We start from the raw sequence: 15,554 nt of genomic DNA on the forward strand, positions 1-15,554 counted from the left end.
TTTGCACGAAAACGTGCAAAACTGGTTTTTTTCACAATACAATCTCTTCATTATAACCTCACACCCTAAAAAAACTAACGGGATATGGCTACCCGTTGAGCCGATTGACAATCTTGAGAACGGCATCTCTTGTTAATTTGCTGCCGCCGGCAGCGAGAATGTTCACCGTAGCCTGAGCGAGCGCAAGCGGAATTTTGCAGAACTTCCGGGCCGGTCCCGGCTTTAATTCGGCAATATACTCATCAGCCAGCTTCAGATTGCGCTGTGTATATATGAGCATTTCCTTGAAGTCCCATCCATTCGGATAAAAGTCCACGCCCCGTTTGAGATCTTCTTTGCGGTTTCGCAGGATATTGACCGCCTGCAGCCCTCTGCCGAAAGCAACAGCCTTCTCTCTATCAGATTGGGTATCATCATGCCATAACCACAACTCAGAGAGCATTTCTCCGACCATACCCGCTACGCTGTAGGTATAACCGTCCAGATCCTCTTCGGTTTGAATATTCCATTTCGCCTGGGCCCACTCTCCCATTTGCTTGGCCATCTTTGCATTATAGTGAATAACCGTGTCCGCAATGGAAGGTGGACAAAGAAGCATCCAATCGCGCAGTCTCATGGTTACTTCCGGCAGGACGTCGCGATAAGGCATCAGGACTTCATTAGTTGCATGAATGATATCGGAGCTTTGGGATGCTTCATAAACTCCTCGCAGCAGATCAATCTTCAGTTGACCCGGGATCTCCTCATGATCTTCGATTTCATCGATTGCCCGCATACATAAATAGCCAGAGGTTACGGCTTCCTTCAAGCCCATATCCAGGCCGTTGATCGGAATGTAAAAGGTACGGCTCGTCTTCTGAAGCATGATCAAGGCGTCATTCAAAATAGCGTTCGTAATGGGGAGTCCCTCCAAAGTAGCTTTACTAATCGTACTGTGTTCAAACTTATTATACTTTTCTATCATAATACCATACCTCTCCCTTGGAGCACCAATCCACGGACTATTCGTTACCGTCTGACGGCCATTTTCTCAATTTCATTTATTTTCCCCATAAAAGTGTAGCGAAAAATGTATTGGCGCCGTCTATAGGGTACGGAGGTGGTTACATGCCAAGGCCGGCCGGCCCCAATGACAAATCAAGCTTCCCTGAAAATCCCTCCTCAGCGCTTGAAGGCTTAATGGCGGAATATGGCTCTGCCGTGCTTCGCACTGCTTATTTCTATCTGGCCGACAGACATTTGGCTGAGGACGTCAGTCAGGAAGTGTTTATCCGCGCTTACCGGAACTGGTCCACTTTCCGCGGGGAGAGCAGTGTGAAAACCTGGCTGAGCAGAATAACGATTAATTTGTGCAAAGACCGTTTGGGAAGAAAAGCTGCCCAGGAACAGCCGACGGATCCCGTTCTGCTGACCAAAGCGGAACGATACAGCGCCGAAGAAGAAGCGATGGCCAGATGGAACCGGACAGAAATACTGAGGCATGTTGTCAAGCTGCCCTCCCACTATCATGAGGTGATCTATTTGTTTTATTATCTCGATTTATCTACGCGTGAAATAGCGGAAGCGACCGGTTCCCCCGAAGGTACCGTCCGCGGCAGGCTTCATCGTGCAAGAGAGATGCTCAGCGGCTATTTGGAGAAGGAGGGACTGGCCCGATGAAGACGCCGGATACAGAACTCCGTCAAACATTTAAGCAGGAAGCCGATGAGCTGCTGTTCGAAGATCTGCATTTCGATAACCGCCTGAAAGAATCTGTACGGCAGCGGCTATTGGAAATCCAGGAGCTCCCTTCTCACAAAAGACGGCTGCCGACCAAAGGCTGGATTTGGGGATCGGCAGCTGCAGCCGCCATTATATTGATTTTGCTGGCTGCGGCTCCATTTCTCTTGTCGCCGGCAGCTCCCGGCAGCGTTGCAGGTACTCAAGGAGGCAATAACGGCCAATCGGAACCGATGGTCGGCGGGCAGCAGCCCGGCGATACGCTGAACACGCCTATGCTTGGGCAGAACAATCCAGGGGATGACCTTCCTTCGCCTGCACCGGGCTCCTCCAGTCAGGAAATATGGGTGCTTCCATCCATTAAGGAAGCCAAGGTCTGGTTCGGTGATGCGCTGCTGGTGCCTTCTTACGTGACAGCAGGATTCGCGCTTCGTGAAATTAATGCCAGCGGTCCCCGTGAAGGAGAAGCGGCAGAAATTGTCTTCAGTTACGTTTCTGCCAATCAATCCTTCGGGATATTTCAGCAGAAGCGGGTTAAAACGGTTTTTCCCGCAAATGGCAAAGCCGTCGACATCAATGGGGCTGCCGGCTCCATCACAATAGGCGATCCGGGCGAGGATGCAGGGGATACGGATCTGAACATTCAGCTCCATTGGCAGGCCAACGATATCGACTACATGCTCTCCGGGATTTTGCCCGAGGCAGAGGCGCTGCAAATCGCACGTTCCATGAAATCTCTACAGGAGGAATAAACCATGACAACCCTATTAAACGTAAAAGCACGTTTGGCTAAGGTGCTGCTGATCGGCGGTTGTCTGATGCTCTTGTCAGCCAACGCGGCATTCGCTGCACCTGAGAACTCGCCGGGCAATACCGCCCAAAGCAACCAGGCCGTAAGCCAGGAGGATCTGCTGCAGAAGCAGCAGGAAATCGACAGCTATGTCGCGGGTGAAGGGCAGGATGAACTTGCAGAACAGGGCTTCCAGGTTACCACCACAGCCCCCGGTCAGGACGCGGTCGAGATCGGCATCACACCTTATAGTAAAGCCCATGCGGAGTTTCTGTACGAGAAATTCGGCCGTGACCAGGTGAAGGTTGTGGAAGGAGAGCAGGCTGTACTGTTCGGCGAGATGATGCCGGCTGCAGCAGAACAACCTTCCGCGGATCTGCTGCAGAAGCAGCAGGAAATCGACAGCTATGTCGCGGGCGAAGGACAGGATGAACTTGCAGAACAGGGCTTCCAGGTTACCACCACAGCCCCCGGGCAGGACGCGGTCGAGATCGGCATCACACCTTATAGTGAAGCCCATGCGGAGTTTCTATACGAGAAATTCGGCCGTGACCAGGTGAAGGTTGTGGAAATGGAGCAGGCACAGCTGCTGGACGCAGCACCTGCCGCCGCCCAGAATACAGCTGCGGCTGATTCCGTTTCCCCCGGCGGCCCGAACGCATCCGCTGGAATGTCCGGGACCAGCCCTCTGATGGTCATCATCATTATTGCCGTTCTTGCCTTGGGTGCTGCAGCGGCAATCAGACGCAAGCAGTTATTTTCCAGAAAGCATTGACCACCCGAGGCCCTCGGGCTTGATTAACAGTTTATGATCCCGGGTATCCAACCGGCAATGCCGACCAGGCAGTGCAGGCGGCGCGCTGACATACGGAAAGAGACCGATAATAGCAATATCGGTCTCTTTCATGCTATATTGGGGATAACTTTTATAGGACGGTGTGAGCCTTACCATGGACAAACGAAAAGCAGCCCCAAAACACAATGCTGCCGCTAAACGCGGCAGTTTACCGCCGCGCGGATCATCCTCGCGCGGGAGCGGCGTCCGCGCCGCAGCGGCAGGGACAGCTGCCTCCAGCCGAAGACCGTCTGCCGGAGTCAGCGAGAGAAGCGCAGCCCGCGCCGACAGCAAGCCTTTTATCGTGAAGGAGCCGCAGGAACTGCTGGCCTTCCTGCTGCAGGCCATCAAGCATCAGGGCCGCAACGCGATTAAGTCCCTTCTGGGCCGCGGTCAGATATCAGTGAATGGACGCGTAGTCACCTTATATAACCACGCACTTAAGCCCGGGGATTCGGTCTCGGTAAGCAGAGAGAAGATCGTCGAGAAGCCTCCGCTGATGGGACTGTCCATTCTGTACGAGGATGAACATATCATTGTCATCAACAAGGAAGCCGGCCTGCTGTCGATCGCATCGGCGCAGGAAACCGATTTGACAGCCTACCGGCAGTTAACGGCATATGTCAGATTGGAGAATCCGGAGAACCGCATATTCGTGGTACACCGTTTGGACCGCGACACCTCAGGCGTTATGATGTTTGCCAGGAGCGAGGAGGCACAGCAGCTTCTGCAGAATTCATGGCAGGACGCTGTGAAGGAGCGGACCTATGTAGCCCTTGTGGAAGGCAAAGTCCGTAAGACGGAAGGGACTATCAAATCCTGGCTGAAAGAAAGCAAAACGCTGCGCATGTATTCCAGCCCTTACCCCAATGACGGCCAGCTGGCTGTCACCCATTACAGAATCATGCAGACTAGCAGCGAATTTTCCCTGCTTGAGGTGGAGCTGGAGACTGGGCGCAAGAATCAGATCCGCGTTCATATGCAGGATATCGGGCATCCCGTCGTCAGCGATAAAAAATACGGTTCAAAGTCGAAGGCGATGGGACGGCTCGGCCTTCATGCCCGCGTTCTTTCCTTTGACCATCCCATAACCGGAATACGAATGCGCTTCGAAACGGAAATCCCCAAGCAGTTCCTTAATGCGCTTCGCGATGTCCGGCAGTCGACTTGATCAGTTGAGCAGAGAATAATACAGTGCTCTCATCGTCCTGACGGGACAGATAATCGCCCGCAGGAGTTACCTTGAGCTTTTAACTGCCTGCGGTCTGCCGGGTCCTGCTCCCGGCTCGCCAATTCCAGTTTCACCTTCTGCCGTTACGCTCATGGTGCTCTTAGACGACATGAGCTTCTCGCTGAGCTGGTCCAGATTCATCTCCGGATGATTCCTCATCAAATTAAGCGCGGACAACTGCTGAAGGCTCAGTCCGTATCATGCCGCATCCTCCTGCATGATCTTTGTGGTCATTTTGTTGACTGAATGAGAATATTATTCACTTTCTTATAACTGGACAAATGAACTTGACTGTCCCTTGTTGCCCTGATAGGCCGAAAGATAAGCATCCATCTGTTCAGCCGGCTGCAGGACTGAAGATCCGTGGCATACTTCCAGACGTATAGGCTTCAGCTTAGATACAATCCTGCTGCTTCTGACTGCTTCATTCATGTCGAAGGTGAACATCTTCATTGGCAGCCGGAGTTGACCTTTCTTGGAGGTAAACAAGTCTCCTGCCAGCATCACCTGGTCCCGTTCATGATGATATACGACATGGCCAGGTGAATGTCCGGGAGCCAGATAGGGTCTCAAGCTGCCAAATGCCGCAAGCTCCCCATCCGCATCTGCCTGAAGCGGCTTGGCAAGCCCTGCCTCCACGCTTGCTGCCGCTTTCTTGCGCCCCGGATAAGGAAGCTTTCCTTCCATATACGGGATTTCGATTGAATGGGCGTACACAGGGACGGAGGAGTGCTGCCGGATTTTCTTAATGGCCCCAACATGATCGGAATGACCGTGAGTGAGCACGATTGCTTTCAATGGACCTGCCCCAAGCTTCTCGATAAAGGACAAAATGCCCTTCGTCATGCTCCCCAGACCCGCGTCCACCAAAATAACGCCGTCCTCTTCTACCACCACCCATACATGGATCGGAATGATCATCCATGTTTTCAAACTCCAGATATGCTCAGACAGTTGTTGTACTTTCATTTGCCATCATCTCCGCTCTTTTTTATAACCAATGGTTACTAACCGTTGGTTATAATATATTTGATTATTCATTCCCTGTCAATAGGCGGCTGAAGAAAAAGGATTTTATACGCCAATCTCCCGCTGGGGCGTCTTCCCGGATTCGATTGGCATGCGCTTCCTCGTTTAATGGAAATGGGATTAGGTGAATATATAACAGATTGCAGAGAATTAAATTATCAGGAGGCTTGCCCCATGTACAACCGAAATCCATACCGTTTGTGGAATATAGTTGGACTGATCGCTGTACTGATTGTGAACGCACTCGCTCAATATCTTCCCCTCAATGGCAAAACAACCGCCGAGCTGTCGGCTCAATATCCGGTATTGATTACACCGTCCGATTATGCATTTTCAATCTGGATGCTGATTTATGTCTTATTGATCGGCTTCGTTTTTTACCAGCTGGGCTCCCGTACTGGAGATCAGCCTTCCGTTCGAAGCACCGGTCCATGGTTCTTCATCAGCTGCTTGTTTAATATCGCGTGGGTCTTCGCCTGGCATTATGAACATGTGAGAATTAGCGTGTTTATTATGATCGCTCTGCTGCTGACTTTAATCATTTTGTACCAACGGATCCGAACCGCCACCTCCAGGCCTGCTGCGGGAGAATTTATCTGGGTCAGACTGCCCTTCAGTCTGTATTTCGGGTGGATCACGGTCGCCACGATTGTGAACATTGCAGTTGGCCTGTACCAGGCGGGCTGGAACGGATTTGGCTGGTCGGATGCGTTATGGGCCATCGTTTTGCTTGCTGCCGCCTGGGTGCTCGCTCTGATAATCGGAGGTGTTTTCCGTGATCCCTTCTATGTGCTTGTATTCGTCTGGGCCTTTATAGCCATTGCCCTCAAGCAGCAGGATTATGAGAATATTTACACCGTTGCCATGGTGGGGGCGATTCTGCTTCTTGTATTCGCTATCTATCTCATTTTCCGCAGGCGAAATGTATCGAAATGGTAAAGACAAGGGAGCATAGGGGAGTAAATGGGAATAAATACCGCCCTTTTCTATAAATTTAGATTATTCTGAATATTTACAAAACTTACATACAGCTTGTACAATAAGGACATATCATTCAGAACATGAATGGTACACAGTCCACCGAGAGGGGATAGTCCATTGGAGAAGGTTAGCGAAGCGTGTCCCTGTATCAACAAAAAGGTTAGATTTCTATGGATATGAAAATTCATGGAGAGGAGTAAGCAAGAAGCACCGTATAGAATTGAATGTATGACCAACATATATTCGTTCTACACGTTCAAGGAAAGCCGCTTGCTTGTGGGACATTGCGGGAAATCAACGATTGGATGATGTGAAGAGGAATTGGCATTGCCGCTAAAGACAGCGTCGGGCCATTCTTCAAAGCCGGGCTTGAACGATTGGGTTTAATAATTTGCAACGGAAGTTGTCTGAATGGAGTGCAGGTAACAATTGAATACGATTGAAAACATCGGATAGGGCTCCTGGTTGTCACAGACAAGCAGGAGCCCTATTTATGTGCAAATTTCAAAGTCATCAATAACCCCGCCACCCCCCCCTTCCAAACGGATTCTCCCATGAGGATGCTTTACTCCCTCCTGTACGCTCCATTCGTGATCCATTCCTTTAATTGTTGACATCCTGTATCTAGTTAGAATATTATCTAATTAGATATTAATCTAATAAGGTGGTTGTGAGATGCTCCAGCTGGATAAAATCGTTAATTATCACAAAGCATTGGCCGACCTGACGCGCGTCCGGATGATCATTCTGCTGGCCGCAGGCGAGATGACCGGTCAGGAGCTGGCCGAAAAGCTGTTTCTTTCAACGGCGACCATTACCCATCATGCCGCCAAGCTGCGCGCCGTCAGTCTGCTCCATGAACGGCGGGAGAAGAATGCGATTTATTTTTCGCTGGATCGTTATTTTCTCAAGCAGTATGCCGGCGCCATGGACAATCTGCTTCAGGAACAACACAACAAAATAGAGGAGACATCAACGATGGATGAGAAGAATGAACGTCTTAAACAGTCCGTTCTGCGCAATTTTTTTAGCGGAGACGGGAAGCTGAAGCATATTCCGGCACAGCTCAAAAAGAAACGGATCGTGCTGGAGAGTCTGGCTGAACGCCTGGTGGAGGGACGGTCTTATTCCGAGCAGGAGATCAACGGCTTCATCAAACAATTCCATGATGACTTCGCCACCATCCGCCGCGAGTTTATCATGCATGCTTATCTGTACCGCGATAACGAGGTATATGAACGCAACCCCCGCTCGATGTGGGAGAAATGGGAGACCCTTTCTTAAACGGACTGCCGGGGAAGAGCGCAGCCGGACTTACTTCAAAGTCTGCGCCTTACCCGATGCCTGTATCGTGTTACCCTTAACCTCCATGCCGTACGATAAGGCCTCCAGATAATCCAGCTGATTATGGATGTACGCCTTCTCCCTCGGAATGATCTGATTATTCTTGATGTAGAAAGGATCGAACTGCATGGTGACCTTGCCGTTTTGGAGTGTCAGATTCAATAGACCGGTGTCTGCTGTACGCCCCTTCACATAATCCGGAAACAGAAAGTTTCCAATGGAATAGGCAATCGGCTTGCTTTTATAGGACTCGAAGCCCTGAAGCACATGAGGGTGGCTGCCGATAATGGCGTCTGCGCCGGTATCGATCATTTCTTTGGCAAACTTCCGCTGCCATGCTTCCGGACGGTTGTTTCGCTCAATCCCCCAATGCATATATACGATCAGGTAGTCCGCTCCTTCCCGTTCGCGCGCAATGGCAGCCAGCACCTTCTTCTGGTCATAGGCTCCGGCCACACCGGGTCTCTCTCCTTCAGCTACCCAATTAAGCTCCGGCAGGAAGCGGGAAAAGGCCAGGTATTTCACTGTCACGCCCTTCACCTTGACTGTTCTGGCCGAAAAGGCTTCACTCTCATTGCGGCCGGCTCCCACCGGTATGAGGTCGTATGCCTCCAGGTGGTCCAGCGTATCAAGCAGACCCTTCCGCTGGAAATCCAGGACATGATTGTTTGCGACCGAAATAACGTCAAAGCCGGCATTTTTGATCCCTTTGAGCGAAATCGCATCCGATTTGAAATTGAAGATTTGACTTGTATCCTTATTCTTCTCATCCGTAACGGCTGTCTCCAGATTGACAAAGGCAATATCCGCTGCCGTTACCTTCTTCTTTACATGCACAAACGGATAATCGGGTCCTTTTTGCGCAATAGCCTTCTTCACCGACGCATCCATCATTGCATCTCCGGCAAAAACAAGATGAATGGGCTCCTTATTGACTGCAATTGGCTCTTCTATGTATTCAGGGGGTGTCTGCATGTCTAAAGGAGGTATTGGAATATCTTCAGGCTCCCCGGTATTTGCCTCCGCTGCTTCCGGATTGCTCCCTGTTCCCTGTACGGCTTGTTCATGGGGACCGGTTGGATCAGCTCCTTCACCAGGCGCTTCACCTGTTGCAGGAAGAAGCATGAGCAGCACTGCCAACACAATCAGCACAGACACAGATATAGAAAAAAACCATTTTTTGCTCATATAATCACCTTTCGTCACGGTTTCCTCTATGTAAGCTATTGCTTCGGGCATCGCTTCATTCATCAAATATAACGCAGACTTTTTTCCGCATCGTTTCAACTTGTATCGGTGATGTAAACCATCTACAGTAACTTTATACCTTATCATACAGAAAAAGGCAAACGGATGTGACCGATTCAATCGATCTTTTCCGTTTGCCTCATCATGCTTGCTTATCTTCTTAACTGGCCGGCCCCGTCCGGAGAACATCCAGGGCTTTGGCCATCTGCGGGTCTTCCTGCTTATATTTCTCCATTAAACGGGTCGTCATCCGGTAGGCTGTCTTGTCGTTCACAACCCCGTTATCCGGCAGCGCCTCATCCCGCTGGAACTTCTTCACCGCCGTTGAAGTTGCATCATCATAGATGCCGGTTCCGGCGCCGACGTCATAACCAAGGGTCTTGAGCATGCTTTGAACCGTCTGCACCTTGTCCCCATAATCCCCCGATTTGATCTGCAATCCCGCCGGAAGCCTTGGCAGAAGCGTGTATGAAGGCGCTTCGACGGCGATATTCGGCTCGATTCCCTTCTTGTGAATCCACTGCCCGTCCGGAGAACGCCACTGGGCTTCCGTAAGCTTAAGCACAGAACCGTCCTTTAATTGTCTGAAGTTCTGGACGATCCCTTTGCCGAATGTTTTTTGGCCGACCACTGTTGCGTTTGCTGTTGTTTTGAGTGCTGCGGTCAGCACCTCCGCCGAGCTTGCCGTGTTGTCGTCGACCAATATCGCGATCGGGAGCGTCCATGGTGTTTTTTGCTCTGATTTATGCGTAATAACCTGCTTCTCGCCTTTATAGACCACCTGGAGAATCGTCTGTCCTTTGGGTACGAACAGATTGGCAATTTCAACGGTTGGGGTCAGCAGCCCACCCGGATTGCCCCGTAAATCAATGAGCAGCGATTTCATGCCAAGCTCCTGCAGCTTCGTGACCGCTTCCTTGAACTCGTCGCCCGTCTTCTCTGCAAAGCGGGTAACGGTAATTTCACCGATCTTGTCCGCCTTCATCTCATACGTGACCGTATGCACGGGCACGGCCCCCCGGGTAACGGGAACATCAAGCGGCTCATTCATCCCCTGGCGGCGGATCGTCAGCTTCGCAATCGATCCTTCCTTGCCCTGAACCAGCTGCTTGAGCTCCTCAAGCGTGATGCCTTTGACCTCTTTGCTGTCCACCGACAGAAACACATCGCCGGACTGCAAGCCTGCTTTTTCCGCTGGAGCCCCTTTTATCGTATTCTCAATGATGAATTCCCCGTCCTGCTCCCTTATCTCAACCCCGATCCCGACAAAGGTATCCTCGTAGGACTGTACATACTGCTCGCCCTTATCCCCGCTTAAATAAACGGAATACGGATCATTCAGCGAGGCAACCATACCTTCCGCGGCTCCTTCGACAAGCGCCTTGGATTTGGCTCCGTCCAAAAAATTATCCATAATTTCGTTATAAGCATAGGACAAATTGTGGAAAGTCGATTCCTTCAATATGGGATACTGCACCGTCATTGATATACGTCCACCGATAAAACCGATAACACAAGCCACCACAATAAGCAGAACCATATTCACATTCCGCCGCTGCTTTGCTTCCTGCTGACCATACAAGCTCATCTTCAATCACTCCGTTCCGACACAAGGAATCTGCTACTCACTTTATCGCATTCCCCGGTCAGCCGCAAGCTGGGCGTACAGTCCAAAGAGCCCTTCCTCATCCAATGTCATCAATGCGACAATTATCCGCATGATCCTTGGTTAAAGAAGGGCTTGAGGCTTGAGAAAAATGCAAATCCGGCATGTCTTATTGCTATTCAGCAGCCAGAGCTTCCTTCGCCAGGCTCAGCCAGGCCAGTTCGTCCGCAGTCAAAGCAACGGGAAGCGCCTTGATGCTGTCATAAAGCTCCGAGGTTTGATGCGGACCTATGATCGCCGCAACCGGGAATGGCTGGTTCAGCACATACGCCAGGGCGATATGGTTCGCGCTGACGCCATATTTGACGCCCAGCACGGCCGCACGGCGCTTGCGCTCCCAGTTCTCGGCGCTGTAGTATACGCGGACCATATCGGCATCCTGTGTGATCTCAGGCGCATAACGATCCGTAAAGAAGCCCCCGGATTGGGAGGACCATGAAATAATCGGCAGCTGCGACTGCTCATGCCACGCCTCATCCTCGGCATAGGTCGAGACGCATCCCGCCCAGCGCGGCTCGATCGGCTTGGCCAGGCCAAGGTTGGGGCTGCTGCTGGCAAAGCCTTTCATGCCGTTCTTTTCCGCATATGCATTCGCCTCACGGATACGGCTTACCGTCCAGTTGGAAGCTCCGAGGGACAGGCAGCGGCCCGCGGCAATCTGATCGTTCAAGCCCTCAAGAATATATCCCACATGGACATTGGGATCGTCGCGGTGGAGCATGTAAATATCGACGTAATTGGTTTTGAGCCGTTCCAGCGATTCGACCAGGTCGCTCTGAATACAGGTCTTGGTCATCCGGGACTGCTCATACGGATGGGCTCCTTTGCCGATCAGAACGACTTCGCTGCGGTTTCCCCGCTCCTCCATCCACTGCCCGACAGCCTGGGCCGTTTTTGCGCCATAGATATGTCCCGTATCGATTGCATTCCCTCCTGCTGATACATAGGCATCAAGCAATTCGCTGGAGTAATCCATCTTATCGATACTGAGCATCATGGATCCCTGCACCAGCTGAGAAATGCCCAGCTCAACACCTTCCACCCTGATTTGCTTCATCATCCGAAATCCACTCCCTATTGTCATATATTGATTATTATAAAGCAGGATTAACGGCAGTAAAATCGAAATATATTGCAATGACTAATACAATATTGATAAAGACATCGCTTTCAAAATAAAGGAGGCTTCCCGGGCGCAAATGGAACATCTTACACTGCCCATGGTTCGGCGGGACCGTTACTACTGCTTCCCCGAATCCGCCGGTTTCTATAAGGAAATCCGGAACCACAAAGTAGATCGATCCGCCGGCAGCCTGCTGGAATTCAATCTCCATCTGGTTACAGCCGGCCAGGGCTTTGTGGAGGAAGAGAGCGGCCTCCAGGAGCTCAAGGCCGGCGACGCTTTTCTATATTTCCCGGGTGATAAACAGATTTATTACAGCGATCCCGCGCATGCCTGGAGTGTAAAATGGATCCACTTCTACGGCAGCGGAGCATTCGCCGATCTCACGGAGCGCGGCTTTCACCGGTCGGTTGTATGGCGAATCCGCTCACCCAAAATGCTTGAAAGCCGGATGGAAGACCTGCTGCAGCAAATCCAGCAGCATAAATCACTGTATCCCACCAGCCTGTCGATGCTGATGTATGGAATTATAGCCGAATTAATCGAACAAGCAGAGCCGCTGTCGGCTCATACACCCGGCGAGGAGGCCAGTGAGCGCATCCTGCTGCTGCTCCCTGAGCTGCAGGCCGCTGCTTCCGCCTCCTTCGACCTGAATACATGGGCCGCGAAGGCCGGCACGAATCGTTACGCCTTCTGCCGATGGTTCCGGAGAGCCACAGGTCAAACACCGCTTGAATTCGTCACCATGTGCCGGATCGGCAAAGCCAAGCAGCTGTTAATCGAGAAGCACAGCCTGGCAATAAATGATGTAGCGCAGCTCTGCGGGTATGAAAGCCCGAGCTACTTCAACAAACGATTCCTGCAAAGCGAAGGAATGACGCCGACAGCGTACCGCAATCTGTTTCTAACAGGCCGCCGTTCTTAAAGGTTTCGTAAAAAACGCTTGTCCGCCGTATCATTATCCGATACAATCAATGAAAACCTTAAAGAGAGAACAGGAGCAGGAATAACCATATGTATAAACTTATTGCCATTGATGTGGACGACACCTTGCTGACCGACGATCTGATCGTCACGCCCGGGACCAAAGCCGCACTGACGGAAGCTATTGAACGGGGGGTATTTATTACACTCGCCACCGGCCGCATGTTTCCCTCAGCCAAAAAAATCGCTATGCAAATCGGCTTTGATGTGCCGATCATCACCTACCAGGGCTCGCTTATCAAGACACTTATGGATGAGCAGGTCTTATATGAGCGAAGCGTACCCAAGGACGCCGCCCAGCAGCTGTTTGAGTTCTGCAGGGAACGCAAGCTGCACCTTCAGCTGTATATCAACGATGTACTTTATGTGCAGGAGGATACTGAGCTTGGCCGCGGGTACTCTGCGCTCTCCAAGATCCCGTTTGTCGTCGAGCCCGACTTCAATAAATTGATCGATCGGCCTTCAACCAAGATGCTGATTATCGATGACCCGGCTTACCTGGACGAAATTGCGCTGGAGCTGGCGCCGCTGATTGGAGATCGTGTGCATATCACCAAATCCAAGCCCCATTATCTGGAATTCATGCACAAGGAAGGGACCAAAGGTCATGCGATCGCCTTTATGGCCGAACATATCGGCTGCAAGCTCGAAGAGGTGATCGCCATCGGCGATTCATGGAATGACCATGAAATGATCGAAGTTGCCGGACTCGGCGTGGCGATGGGCAATGCGCTTCCCAAACTCAAGGAAATTGCTCAATATGTAACCCGGTCCAACAATGAAGAAGGCGTACGTCATGTCATCGAGAAATTTGTACTTGATCCATCCTGATTCCGTTATCCGGTTCGAATGAAAGCCGCATTACAAGCAGAATTCTTGCTTGTGATGCGGCTTTTTTTGTCAACAGGTTCATTTATATAAAGGTAAAGAAACATACTGCCCCTTCGCGCTCCAAGGACAGGGTAAGCCATTTCCTTCTGCTTTTAATAAATCCTTCACCCCTTGGTGATAATAGGAAAACGCAAGAGAGCTGATACATAATAACGATATCCCCCTTCGAAGGAGGAGAGAAATGAAAGGCAGCAGCAGCAGCGCTAAGCCGTTACATGAGAATCTTAAAGAGAATATAACTCATATTTATCATGTCATGGGCGCGAGCCCTGATTTGATCATTAAGGAGATTTCTTTATCCGGGACCGTCTCGACAGCCCTGATCTATATCGATGGTCTTGTAGACGTCAAAGAGCTGCACAACTGTGTCATTAATAATCTGATGTCCTCCAAAAGCATCCCGAGCATTCAGGAAATGGATTCCAGAAGCAGCAGCGTTCTGGCCTATATCAGGAACGACATTCTAATGGCGGGAGACGTAAGCATTGTGGCAGACCTGGATACCATGATGACTTATCTCTTGTCCGGCGATGCGATCCTCTTGGTGAACGGCTTTCGGGAATGCCTGCGCATCGGGGTAGCCGGATGGGAGTGCCGAAATGTCTCCGAACCGATCACACAAGCAGTGGTACGCGGCCCGATGGAAGCCTTCAATGAGAATCTGCGAACGAATACCGCCCTGGTCAGACGCAAAATACGTGACCCGCAATTATGGATGGAAGAGCGCCATATCGGCAAGGTTACGCAAACAAGCGTGGCCATTATGTATTTGAAAAATATTGCGAATGACAAAATTGTGGAGGAAGTGCGAACAAGGCTGGACCGGATCGATATCGACGGTATATTAGAGAGCGGCTATATCGAGGAATTGATTCAGGATAAGACGCTTTCGCCATTCGCCACGATCTACAACAGCGAAAGGCCGGACACCATTGCTGCAGGTATTTTGGAAGGCCGGGTGGCCATTCTCATTGACGGAACTCCCTTCGTGCTGCTTGTTCCAGCCCTTTTCGCTCAATTCTTTCAATCAGCTGAGGATTATGCGCAGCGCGCCGATGTCAGCACATTGCTGCGGCTTATCCGTTATTTAGCCTTTTTCATCTCCTTGCTGGCTCCTGCAATGTACATCGCTATTACGACCTTTCATCAGGAGATGCTTCCCACTGATTTGCTTATTAATCTCGCCGCCCAGCGCGATGGCGTTCCATTTCCCGCATTCATAGAAGCGCTTCTCATGGAGATCACATATGAAATCCTGCGTGAGGCTGGCGTGCGGATGCCCAGGACAGTCGGTCAAGCGGTATCTATCGTGGGAACGCTCGTTATTGGACAGGCGGCAGTGGAAGCCGGGATTGTGTCTTCGGTTATGGTTATCATCGTATCCATAACGGCAATCTCGAGCTATGTCATTCCGGCAACAAGCATGTCCATTTCCGTTCGGATGCTCCGTTTTATACTGATGGGCCTGGGCGCCTCCTTCGGTCTCTTCGGCATTCTGGCCGGAATCATTGTGCTTATTCTCCATCTATGCTCGCTGCGCTCCTTCGGGATCCCGTATATGAGTCCGTTCGCTCCTTTTAATCTGGCGGATCAGAAGGATACCCTATTCCGGGTTCCATGGTCTTCCATGTTAAAACGACCTCGGCTTATCAGTCAAAAAAATATTGTTCGGCAGCAAGCCGGAAATAAATCAGACAAATAAAGGAGTCCAAT

At 50.9% G+C, this 15,554-nt stretch carries 14 protein-coding genes; 9 read left to right on the plus strand and 5 right to left on the minus strand.

Going from position 1 to position 15,554, the window contains the following annotated elements; genetic code table 11:
- Positions 1-88: 88 nt before the first annotated feature.
- Positions 89-913, minus strand: coding sequence for a squalene/phytoene synthase family protein (locus tag ACFOLF_RS10830; RefSeq protein ID WP_379114085.1), 825 nt, complete (start codon positions 911-913; stop codon positions 89-91).
- 194 nt (positions 914-1,107) lie between these two features.
- On the opposite strand from ACFOLF_RS10830, the gene ACFOLF_RS10835 reads away from it, so the two are divergent.
- The 4 genes from ACFOLF_RS10835 (at position 1,108) to ACFOLF_RS10850 (ending at position 4,515) form a co-directional block, all read left to right on the plus strand.
- A complete protein-coding gene (locus ACFOLF_RS10835; protein ID WP_210038227.1) occupies positions 1,108-1,659 on the plus strand; it encodes a sigma-70 family RNA polymerase sigma factor in 552 nt (183 codons plus the stop codon).
- On the plus strand, positions 1,656-2,471 hold the full coding sequence (locus ACFOLF_RS10840) for a DUF4367 domain-containing protein (protein ID WP_210038226.1): 816 nt from the start codon (positions 1,656-1,658) through the stop codon (positions 2,469-2,471). The genes ACFOLF_RS10835 and ACFOLF_RS10840 overlap by 4 nt, the downstream gene beginning before the upstream one ends.
- A gap of 3 nt (positions 2,472-2,474) precedes the next feature.
- Positions 2,475-3,284: a hypothetical protein gene (locus tag ACFOLF_RS10845; RefSeq protein ID WP_210038225.1), complete on the plus strand. Its 810-nt coding sequence runs from the start codon at positions 2,475-2,477 to the stop codon at positions 3,282-3,284.
- A gap of 175 nt (positions 3,285-3,459) precedes the next feature.
- Positions 3,460-4,515 carry an RluA family pseudouridine synthase gene (locus ACFOLF_RS10850; protein WP_210038224.1) on the plus strand — a complete coding sequence of 352 codons (1,056 nt, stop codon included), beginning with the start codon at positions 3,460-3,462 and terminating at the stop codon, positions 4,513-4,515.
- A gap of 327 nt (positions 4,516-4,842) precedes the next feature.
- On the opposite strand, the gene ACFOLF_RS10855 is transcribed toward ACFOLF_RS10850, so the two are convergent.
- The gene (locus ACFOLF_RS10855; RefSeq protein ID WP_210038223.1) at positions 4,843-5,544 is read right to left on the minus strand and encodes an MBL fold metallo-hydrolase; all 702 of its coding nucleotides are present in this window, start codon (positions 5,542-5,544) and stop codon (positions 4,843-4,845) included.
- Positions 5,545-5,778: 234 nt separating this feature from the next.
- On the opposite strand from ACFOLF_RS10855, the gene ACFOLF_RS10860 reads away from it, so the two are divergent.
- A complete protein-coding gene (locus ACFOLF_RS10860) occupies positions 5,779-6,543 on the plus strand; it encodes a tryptophan-rich sensory protein (RefSeq protein ID WP_210038222.1) in 765 nt (254 codons plus the stop codon).
- Positions 6,544-7,260: 717 nt separating this feature from the next.
- Positions 7,261-7,869, plus strand: coding sequence for a DUF2087 domain-containing protein (locus ACFOLF_RS10865; protein WP_210038221.1), 609 nt, complete (start codon positions 7,261-7,263; stop codon positions 7,867-7,869).
- A 30-nt stretch (positions 7,870-7,899) separates the two neighbouring features.
- Here ACFOLF_RS10865 and ACFOLF_RS10870 read toward each other — a convergent pair whose 3' ends face one another.
- The 3 genes from ACFOLF_RS10870 to ACFOLF_RS10880 form a co-directional block, all read right to left on the minus strand.
- Positions 7,900-9,117, minus strand: coding sequence for a CapA family protein (locus tag ACFOLF_RS10870; RefSeq protein WP_210038220.1), 1,218 nt, complete (start codon positions 9,115-9,117; stop codon positions 7,900-7,902).
- A gap of 220 nt (positions 9,118-9,337) precedes the next feature.
- Entirely contained in the window at positions 9,338-10,765 is a 1,428-nt protein-coding gene (locus tag ACFOLF_RS10875; RefSeq protein WP_210038219.1) for a S41 family peptidase, read from the minus strand.
- Positions 10,766-10,958: 193 nt separating this feature from the next.
- Positions 10,959-11,903 carry an aldo/keto reductase gene (locus tag ACFOLF_RS10880; protein WP_379113926.1) on the minus strand — a complete coding sequence of 315 codons (945 nt, stop codon included), beginning with the start codon at positions 11,901-11,903 and terminating at the stop codon, positions 10,959-10,961.
- Between the two features lie 139 nt (positions 11,904-12,042).
- On the opposite strand from ACFOLF_RS10880, the gene ACFOLF_RS10885 reads away from it, so the two are divergent.
- The 3 genes from ACFOLF_RS10885 to ACFOLF_RS10895 all read left to right on the plus strand — a co-directional run bounded on the left by ACFOLF_RS10885 (position 12,043) and on the right by ACFOLF_RS10895 (position 15,543).
- Positions 12,043-12,891 (plus strand): helix-turn-helix transcriptional regulator, encoded by an 849-nt coding sequence (locus ACFOLF_RS10885; protein WP_210038218.1) that lies wholly within the window; start codon positions 12,043-12,045, stop codon positions 12,889-12,891.
- A gap of 89 nt (positions 12,892-12,980) precedes the next feature.
- Entirely contained in the window at positions 12,981-13,781 is an 801-nt protein-coding gene (locus tag ACFOLF_RS10890) for a Cof-type HAD-IIB family hydrolase (RefSeq protein ID WP_210038217.1), read from the plus strand.
- A 241-nt stretch (positions 13,782-14,022) separates the two neighbouring features.
- On the plus strand, positions 14,023-15,543 hold the full coding sequence (locus ACFOLF_RS10895) for a spore germination protein (RefSeq protein ID WP_210038216.1): 1,521 nt from the start codon (positions 14,023-14,025) through the stop codon (positions 15,541-15,543).
- Positions 15,544-15,554: the final 11 nt, after the last annotated feature.

Source organism: Paenibacillus sepulcri, assembly GCF_042647105.1.
In the GTDB taxonomy this organism is placed as follows: domain Bacteria; phylum Bacillota; class Bacilli; order Paenibacillales; family Paenibacillaceae; genus Paenibacillus_Z; species Paenibacillus_Z sepulcri.